The sequence below is a fragment of the Halogeometricum sp. CBA1124 genome (assembly GCF_009741955.1).
Taxonomy (GTDB): domain Archaea; phylum Halobacteriota; class Halobacteria; order Halobacteriales; family Haloferacaceae; genus Halogeometricum; species Halogeometricum rufum.
In genome coordinates, this window is sequence record NZ_WPCD01000163.1 from 1 (window position 1) to 8,489 (window position 8,489).

Below are 8,489 nucleotides of genomic sequence, written 5' to 3' on the forward strand. Positions count from 1 at the left end.
TCGGCGAGTGCGTCGCGGGCGTCGCGGAGTTCGGCCAGGTCCGACTCGACGGCGCCCGAACGCAGTCGCTCCAGTTCGTCGTCGGTGAGTTCCGTCCGCGCGCGCGTCGCCGTCCGGAGTCGCTCGTAGTCGTCGCGGCGAGTCAACTCGCGGACCCGTCGGAGCGCGGCTATCGTCTCCTCGTCGGCGAACCGCGACAGCACGGAGACGAGTTCGTTCGCCCGCCGGCGAAGCGTCTCGGCGTCCGGCGGCGGCGACGACACGCGGAGGGGCCCGGCGTCGAGGCGTTCGAGGTACGTCCGGTGGACGGCGACGGACGTCTGGAGCATCGCCGGGTCCTCGGCGTAGTGGTCGAGTTTCGACCCGGTGTAGTCGGCGTAGTCGAGGAGCGTCGGAATCGGTTCGTCGGCGTCGGGGCTCTCGCGGGCGAACTCGCGCAGGTCCCGCGGCGGCGAGCGGAACTCGACCAGCGGGTACCACTCGGCGGCCTCGACCACCGACAGCACCTCGCGGATGGACGCCGACGACTTGAACGACCGGAACTCCTCGGTCACGCGTTCGTCGTACGCCTCGATGGGGTCGCGCAGGCGTTCGACCGGCGCGTCCACGTCCGCCTCGCCGAGTTTCACCAGCCGTTCCAACTCCTCGATTCGGTCGTCGAGGTCGTTCAGGAGGAGTTTCGCGTCGCGCCGCGCCTCCGTGAGGGCGTCCGTCGTCTCCGTCCTGCGGTCAAGGCGGTCGACGTACGCCGCGGCCGGTTCGAGGTCCGCGCGGGCCCCCTCGAAGTCGCGTTCGCGGAGGCGACGGCGGTCCATCCGGTCGGCCGCCGCCTCGAACGCGTCGCGGTCGGGCAGGTCCTCCGGCAGGTCCTCGACGAGTCCGAGGAACTTGTCCTGGAACTCGACGTACGCCTGGAAGTCGCCGGTACCGACGGCGGACTCCTCGTAGTCGTCGAGGAGGCGAGTCGCCTTCCGGTAGGCGTCGGCAGCCGCGACGACGGACTCCTCGCCCGTCTCCGCGATGGCCGCCTCGGCGTCGTCGCGGTCAGCGCGCGCCGCGAGCAGTCGCTCGCGCAGGTCGTCCGCATCGTCGGCGTTCGGCGTCTCGTCGGACATCGGTCAGTAGACGTCGTCGGGGTCGAACACTGTCTCGCCCACCTCCTCGCCGTCGACGGTGCGGTAGAAACACGAGCGGTGGCCGGTGTGACACGCCCCGCCGGTCTGGTCGACGAGGTACAGCAGGGTGTCCGCGTCGCAGTCCACGCGGACCTCGCGGACCGACTGGGTGTGCCCGCTGGTCGCGCCCTTCTCCCAGAGTTCGTCACGACTGCGGGAGTAGTAGTGCGCTCGGCCCGTCTCGCGCGTGCGTTCGAGCGCCTCGGGCGAGACGTACGCGAGCATCAACACTTCACCGGAGTCGGCGTCCTGCGCGACGGCGGGGACGAGTCCGTCGTCGCCGAAGTCCACCTCGACGTCCTCGGTCATCGACTCGAATCACGGCGTAACCGCCGATATGTCTTGTGTCACGACGACGCGCGGTCCACGCTCGCAGTCGCCGCCCAGTCGTCCCCTCGTCGCCGCCCAGTCGTCCCCTCGTCGCCGCGCCGCCCGCGGGCCGCCGTCAGTCCGCCGACGCCGACGACTCCGCCGCCTCCTCGGAGCGCTCGACCGACCGCCGGCCGAGGACCATCCCGATGCCGACGGCGAAGAAGACGGCGCCGAAGACGAGGACGACGAGGGCCCAGCGGAGCGAGTCGGGCAGTTCGACGCCGGCGTTGACGATGCCGAACGAGACGGCGACGAAGAGGACGGCGGGGAGTCCGTCCGCGAGGGAGGCCCCGTCCGAGTCGCCCGACCACGCCTCGCGCTCCCGAAAGAGGAGGGCGCACCCGCCGGCCCAACAGACGCCGGCGTTGGCCGCGAGAAGCGGGGCTGAGGAGAGCCAGTACGCGACGACACCGCCGAGAAGACCCCCGAGAATCCCGGCGGCGCGGGTGCTGCGCGACATGGCCTCGTGTGGTCGCCCGACTGAGAAAAGTGGGTCGCCCGCGGCGGCCGGCCCCACCGACGTGCCGATCGACCCTTCGACGCGGCAGTCAGACCAGACCGAGTGCGCCGACGATACCGAACACGATGTCGCCGTAGGTGAACGCGACGACGGTACCGAGGAACATCGGGACGATGAACGGGATGCCCGGTGAAATCCACACCTCCTCGCGCGTCGTCACCACCTGCAGGCCGTCGCGGAGTTTCTCCGGCGTCGTGCCGTACGCCGTCGAGTCGATGTCCGCTAAGAACGCCTCCGCGCCCCACGGGTCCGCCTCGGCGACGGTGCCGCCGTCGACGGCCATCCCGTCGCCGACGGCGCCGTCCGTCGGGTCGTGCGTCTCGGTGATGCTCGTCGGGTCGCGGTGCCTGTCGGGGTGTTCGCGGAGTTCCGACAGGCTCGTCCCCCGCCAGCGGAGGTACATCCGCAGGGCGTCGATGTCGAGGCCGTTGCGGGTGTAGCCCGTCGTCGTCTCGAACAGACGGCCGTGCGCCGTCGACAGCGACGAGACGGGGATGCGGCGGCCGAGGAACATCAGCGGCAGTTCGACGGTTCCCTCGAGGAGGTTCCGCGCGGCGAGGGCGAGCGGATAGCCCACCGCCAGCACGACGGTGTTCGTGAGGACGGTCATCGAGAACACGCCGAGCGTCGTCCTGACCGTCGGGAGCGACAGTCCCGGCAGGAGATACTGCGGAAAGGTCGGCAGGAGGATGGCGATGGTGATGAGCGCTTTCGCGTCCGCCCCGCCGAACCCGCCGAGTCGCCAGAACAGGTACGAGAGGGGCGCGACGAACAGGAGGCTGATTCCCACGCGGAGGAAGTAGAGTTGGTCGGCGGGCCTGAACGCCAGGTGAGACAGCGAGTCCCACGCGAGGAGGACGACGCCGAGGACGACGAGCGGATACCACACGACGGAGGGGACCCGCCGCGTCTCGACGTCGCGCCACGCCGCCCACCCTAACAGGGGGACGATGGCGAGACGAAGGATGTCGGGTACGGACGCGAACATAGTGGGCGAAGGAGTCCGGGGGGAGTTATCGTTTTGGAATTCTGAAACGCACCGGACAGGAAGTGGAGGCGTCAGGGAGCGACCGAGGGACGCGACCCGGCGGGCGTCGTCGCGTTCGCTCGCGGTGTCGCGTCCGGTCGCGGGGTCGACCCGTGCTGCGTCGCGTCACCGTTCGACGGCGACGGTGTGGGTGGACTGGAGCCACGCCCGGTGGTTCTCGGCGTCCTGAACGATGCAGACGGTGGTGCCGTCGTCGTCGTACTGGATGAATCTGTAGCGGCCGCGGTCCGTCGCGTTCGATGCGGGTTCGGTGTCGGTGTCGGTGGGCATGGATGGGTGTGTGGTGTCGGCAGGTGGTACGTCGGGAGTCGGTCGGCGGGGGGTACGTCGCGGACGGTCAGTCAGCGTCGTCGGTCCACGCGACTCTGCAGTCCTCGCTGCAGAACAGGTAGACCGTCGAGGGGTCGTCCGGGGCAGTCGCGGCGAGGTGGCGGCGGGAGGGGTCTATCTCGGCGGCGCAGGTCGCACAGCGCTTCAGATGCGTTCCGTCGCGGGGGTGCTGCGACGCGTCGGCGATCTCCTGGTCGGGTGAGTCTGTCACGGGAGATCGACCTCCTACCTCGTCACCCGGACGCGTCCCACGTGCGGGGAACTCGCGTCGGCGGTCCGCCTCGCGTTATCGGTAGTTTGCATCGTATCGGTCGCCGGCCGCCGAGTTCGCGTCGGTGCCGAGCGAGATGGACTGGTCGACGTCGGCGGGCGTGGGCGCGCGCGTCACCGAGACGCTCCCGTCGCTGTCGACGGAGACGCTGCAGCCCTCGTAGCGGAACGTCAGGTAAGCGTCGTGTTCAGCCGTTTCGCGGGCGGGACCGAACAGCGTTTCGAGAGCGTCCGTCTCGACCACGTTCCCCAACGGGTCGAGTTCGAGCGGCGGGGTGTTCGTCAGGTCGGAGACCGTCTCGACGATAGTGAAACAGAGATCCTCTTCGGGGCGTACGGTGACGTTCTTTCGCTCGTTCATTGGGTTACATCGTTCCGTACGGAGGAAGCGGGCATGTCCCTGTGGCGTATATAGATAGAGTCCGCCCCGACGGGAGGTGTATATTGATTCAGGCGTCGGGGTCGTCCGTCTCGTCGCTCCCGAACACCAGCGAGAACAGTTCGTGCTCTCCCTTCCGGATGTGTCGGTTCACGGTGGGCTGGGACACGTCGAGAATCTCGGCGACCTCTCGCCCGGTCGCCCGCCGCGGCCAGTCGAAGAAGCCGGCGACGAACGCCGTCCGGAGCACCTCCTCCTGCCGGTCGGTGAGTCGCTCCCGGTAGAGCGCGCGGAACTCGGACTCGGTCTGAATCGGCCGGTCGAGTTCCCGGCGCGCGACGAGTTCGACGCCGTCGTACGCCTGCAGGAACATCTCCAGGAACGCGCGGATGTCGCCGGTGCGCGGGAGTTCGACCGTCAGCGTGGCTCTGTCGTTCGTCGCCGTGAACGCCGTCGGGTGCGCGCCGTAGCCGAGGAGCGTCGCGAAGAAGCTCTCGTCTTCGAGCGTTGCCTCGTACAGGTAGCCGTCGTCGCGTTCGGCGAGGAGGTTCGCGTCGCTGATGTACGGCATCTGAGTCGCCTGCGACAGGACGGTGTCGGGGTCGACGCCGTCGACGACGAAGAACGAGCGAATCGTGCCGTCGCCCTGTTCGACGAGGACGTCGAGCGAGAACCGCCCCTCGGTGTCGGCGACGTGCGTGGCCGGCGGAACCGACGGGTCGTCGATGCGGAACTCCAGTTCGACCGCCTGGTCGCCGACGAGCGCTTTGCGCCGTTCCAACGCGTTGATGGCGAACCCGATGGTCCGGCCCAGTTCGCCCAGCACCTCCACCTCCAGTTCGTCGAAGCGCCGGGGCCCCCCGCGTAGAGGTTCAACACCCCGTACAGCGTCTCTTTGTACACGAGCGGTATCGAGATACCCGCTCGGAGGCCGCGCTTGAGCGCCTGCGCGCGCCACGGTTCGAAGGGCGGGTCGGTGTGGAAGTCGTTCTGCACCTGCGGTTCGTGCGTCCGGAGTGCCCGACCTGCGGGCCCCCGACCCGTCGGTTCGTCGGCGGCGGCGGTCACCGTGATGTCGTCGAGGTAGCCGCGTCCGACGCCGGCCGACGCCACGGGGACGAGTTCGCCGCCCACCGTCTCCTGTTCGCCGATCCACGCGAAGCGGTACGGCTCCGCGTTCGCCAACTGCGTGCAGACGACTTCCTCTATCTCCTCGCGGGAGGTGGCCTCGGTCAGCGCCCGCGTCATGTCGCGGATGACGTCGTTGATGCGGTTCACCCGTTCGAGCGTCTCCGTCCGCGCCTCCAGTTCCGCCGTCCGTTCGCGGAGGCGTTCCTCCCGGTCGGTCCGCTCCAGCGCCGCCCTGACGTTGGCGACGAGGATGTTCGCGAGGACGACGTCCGTCTCGGAGAACGCGTTCGGCTCCGTCTCGCCGGTGACGAACACGCCGTACTTGCCGATGGGGAGGAGGATGGCGCTGCGGAGCGGCGTCTCCGAGACGTCTCGTTCGGCGGGAAGGTCGTCGAACGCCGCGCTGGAACCGGTGGCGTACACCTCCCACGGCAGGTCGGCGTCGGATGCGAACAGCGACCCCTCACCGACGAGGTCCGCCGCGGCCTCCGTCCGCGCAGTGACGACGAGTTCGCCGCGCTCGTCGTACAGTTTGATGTCGGACACCGGGAGGTCGAGCGTCTCGGCGGCCGCGCGGACGGCCAACTCGCTCACCTCCTGTGACGTCTCGGCCGTCGCCAGCGCCTGCGCCGTCTCGTTGAGCGACGCCAGTTGCTCCTCCCGGCGTCGGCGCTCGGAGATGTCGCGGACGACGCCGACGCGGCCGGACTCACCGTCTCCCAGCGGAAACGACGAGATGTTGGTCTCCACCGGCACCTCTCCCCGCGGCGTCTCCAGCGTCGTCTCGTACGTCACGTCGCCGCCGCCGTCCGCGCTCGCCGATTCGAGCAGCGCGTTCACCTCCTCGTGAGTCTCCTCGCTCGTCACCGCCGTCGCGTGCGCGCCGACGAGTTCCGTCCGTGGGCGGCCGACCAACTCGACGAACGCCCGGTTGACGGCGACGAACCGACCCGCCTCGTCGAGGACGTACAGGCCGTCGCGGACGGTCTCGACCATCGCCTCGTACCGCTCTAACTCCCGTTCGCGACGCTGTCGGTCGGTCGAGGCGGGCGCGTCGCCGGCGGACCGACGGTCGTCTGGCGCGTCCGCTTCGGGCGCCGCCGAACTCGGCTCGGTCGCCGAGGCGACGACGTGGTCACCGAGGACCGAGACGTGGTCGGCGCTCCCGTCGTGGACGTACGCGTCGATGCCCGCGGCGCGCACCCGCCGGAGGAGGTCCGGCGAGTGCTCGTCGCCGCACAGAATCGTGGCGGTCGAAGGCGACCGGTCGCGAACCGTCGCGAGGAACTGGACCGCGTCGACGCCGTGGAGGTCGGCGCGGACGACGACGCAGTCCCGCGGTTCCGCGGCGAGTGACCGGTCGGCGGCCGCCCGCGACGGGACGGTGTCGAGGGCGACGCACGGATGTGTATCTCGGAGCGCCGAGCGGACGGATTCGGCGCGGTCAGGGTCCGAATCGACGTAGAGCGTCGAGATGGGGTCGCTGTTCAGGGGAGATGCCACGACGGGGTATCAACAGCAGACTTGTGACGGGGACCTGATAAGCGTCGTGGGCGGTCGGTCGAACGGCGGTGCCCGTGGCGACGGTCGACGCGAAAGAAAAATTCGAGGCTGTGTCGCTCGCCTGCAGCGTGCGACGCGAGAGCGTCTTAGATGACGCGGTTCTGGAGGTAGTCGAGGTGCTTCGCGTTGTAGACGATCTTGACCTCGTCGGTCTCCGGCGAACCGATGCAGGTGAGACGGACGTTCTTCTCAGAGACCTCCTCGTCGGAGAGAATCTGCTGCATGTCCATCTCGATTTCGCCCTCTTTCACGATGGCTGCGCAGTTCGCGCAGGCACCGGCGCGGCACGAGAAGGGCCAGTCGTAGCCCTGTGCCTCCGCGGCTTCGAGGATGTACTCGCCCTGATTGACTTCGAGAGAGCCGTAGTCCTCGTCGCCGAGGCCGGCGTCCGCTGCGTTCTCGAAGAGGTCGTCGTCATCCATGTCCCAGCCGTTGTCGTCGAGTACTTCGTAGTTGAGGTATTCTACCGTGGGCATCACCGTTCGGTTCGCGACCCATGCCATTAGACTTTGCTGTTTTTCCCGCGCAGTGGTCCGATTTCAGACGCTCAGCGGCCGAAATCGTGCGAACTAGTACCGTACGAGCGGGTCAGATGGGGGACACGGAGAACAGCGCGTAGGAGGCGAGGGCGGACAGCGAGGGCGTGAGCAGCCAGAAGAAGATGACCCGTCCGGTCGTCCCGGGGTCGAACAGGTCGGAGCCGGCGAGGTCCGTCTCCTCCTCCTGTCCCATCGGCGGCACGTCCTCGCGCGTCTCCGTGGTGAGCGCGTTCACGGACATCTCGGGCGTCTTGCCGCCGAGCGCTTCGCCGATGGTGACCGTCCGGGTCGCCCGGCCCCAACCGAGCCCGACGATGCACATCGTCGCCGAGACGGCGAGACTCGCCGGGATGCCGATGTACGAGAGAAAGGCGATGAGCGACGCCGAGACCGTCTCGACGATGAGGGCCGCGAGGATGGGCAACTCCGTGAGGTCGTTGCCGACGGTGTCGAGCGTCCGGCGGGCGATGGTGAACGCGCCGAGGCCGATGGCGCCCGCGCCGAGGAGGATGCCCTCGTTGATGCCGAGTGCGCCGTTGCCGACCAGCGGTGCGACGGCGTTCGCGGCGTTCGACGCGCCCGCCGAGTACGCCATGTAGCAGGCGATGGCGACGACGAGGACGGTGCTCCCGGCCTCGCGCGGCGTCGTGTTCGGTCCGAGCGTCGGCGTGGGGAACCCGTCCCGGTCGAGTTCCACCAGCGGTCCCGGCGAACTGTCGAGTTTGAGCGTCGCGTCGAGGTACGGGTAGACGTACCGGCCGACCATCGCGCAGATCCAGAACGCGATGACGGGGGCGACGATCCACCACGAGACGATTTCGAGCATCACGCCCTCGTCGAGCGTTCCCGTGGCGACGCCGAGGCCGGCGATGGCGCCGACGGCGGTCATCGAGGTGGAGGCGGGGACGCCGAACGTGTTCGAGATGAGGAGGGCGAGGCCGACGAAGAAGAGGACGGCCACGCTCGCGGCGAGGGTGAACTCGCTCTGCGGGACGATCTGTCCGCCCATCGTCTTGATGACCTCGCGGCCGGCGGTCCACGCGCCGAGGAGGGCGAACGCCGTCATGAGCGTCGCCGCGAGTAGTTTGCTCAGGAGCCCGCTCCCGACGGCCGGACCGAAGGCGACGCCCGTGGACGACCCGCCGATGTTGAAGCCGACGAA

General features: G+C 69.0%; 10 protein-coding genes and 1 pseudogene. All 11 read right to left on the reverse strand.

The features are described 5' to 3' along the window. Positions 1 to 1,115 (reverse strand): hypothetical protein (locus GJ632_RS16265; protein WP_191453499.1); only part of this gene is annotated, 1,115 nt, incomplete at its 3' end. A gap of 3 nt (positions 1,116 to 1,118) precedes the next feature. Then, a complete protein-coding gene (gene hisI, locus GJ632_RS16270) occupies positions 1,119 to 1,484 on the reverse strand; it encodes a phosphoribosyl-AMP cyclohydrolase (RefSeq protein WP_089803774.1) in 366 nt (121 codons plus the stop codon). 136 nt (positions 1,485 to 1,620) lie between these two features. Beyond that, on the reverse strand, positions 1,621 to 2,007 hold the full coding sequence (locus GJ632_RS16275) for a hypothetical protein (protein WP_191453500.1): 387 nt from the start codon (positions 2,005 to 2,007) through the stop codon (positions 1,621 to 1,623). Positions 2,008 to 2,095: 88 nt separating this feature from the next. Further along, complete coding sequence (locus tag GJ632_RS16280) at positions 2,096 to 3,055, reverse strand: A24 family peptidase (RefSeq protein ID WP_191453501.1); 960 nt, start codon at positions 3,053 to 3,055, stop codon at positions 2,096 to 2,098. Between the two features lie 165 nt (positions 3,056 to 3,220). After that, on the reverse strand, positions 3,221 to 3,385 hold the full coding sequence (locus tag GJ632_RS22295) for a hypothetical protein (RefSeq protein WP_197428037.1): 165 nt from the start codon (positions 3,383 to 3,385) through the stop codon (positions 3,221 to 3,223). Between the two features lie 67 nt (positions 3,386 to 3,452). Continuing rightward, positions 3,453 to 3,656, reverse strand: a complete 204-nt coding sequence (locus tag GJ632_RS16285) for a hypothetical protein (protein WP_191453502.1) — start codon at positions 3,654 to 3,656, stop codon at positions 3,453 to 3,455. A 75-nt stretch (positions 3,657 to 3,731) separates the two neighbouring features. Then, on the reverse strand, positions 3,732 to 4,076 hold the full coding sequence (locus GJ632_RS16290; protein WP_191453503.1) for a HalOD1 output domain-containing protein: 345 nt from the start codon (positions 4,074 to 4,076) through the stop codon (positions 3,732 to 3,734). Between the two features lie 88 nt (positions 4,077 to 4,164). Beyond that, positions 4,165 to 5,052, reverse strand: coding sequence for a bacterio-opsin activator domain-containing protein (locus tag GJ632_RS16295; protein ID WP_191453504.1), 888 nt, complete (start codon positions 5,050 to 5,052; stop codon positions 4,165 to 4,167). Then, positions 4,953 to 6,728 (reverse strand): annotated as a pseudogene (locus GJ632_RS23990) (GAF domain-containing protein); the annotation flags it as partial. The gene GJ632_RS16295 and the pseudogene GJ632_RS23990, both read right to left, overlap by 100 nt. A gap of 146 nt (positions 6,729 to 6,874) precedes the next feature. Further along, entirely contained in the window at positions 6,875 to 7,264 is a 390-nt protein-coding gene (gene fer / locus GJ632_RS16305; protein WP_191453506.1) for a ferredoxin Fer, read from the reverse strand. A gap of 112 nt (positions 7,265 to 7,376) precedes the next feature. Next, the coding region (locus tag GJ632_RS16310; RefSeq protein WP_191453507.1) for an inorganic phosphate transporter at positions 7,377 to 8,489 on the reverse strand (1,113 nt) is incomplete at its 5' end.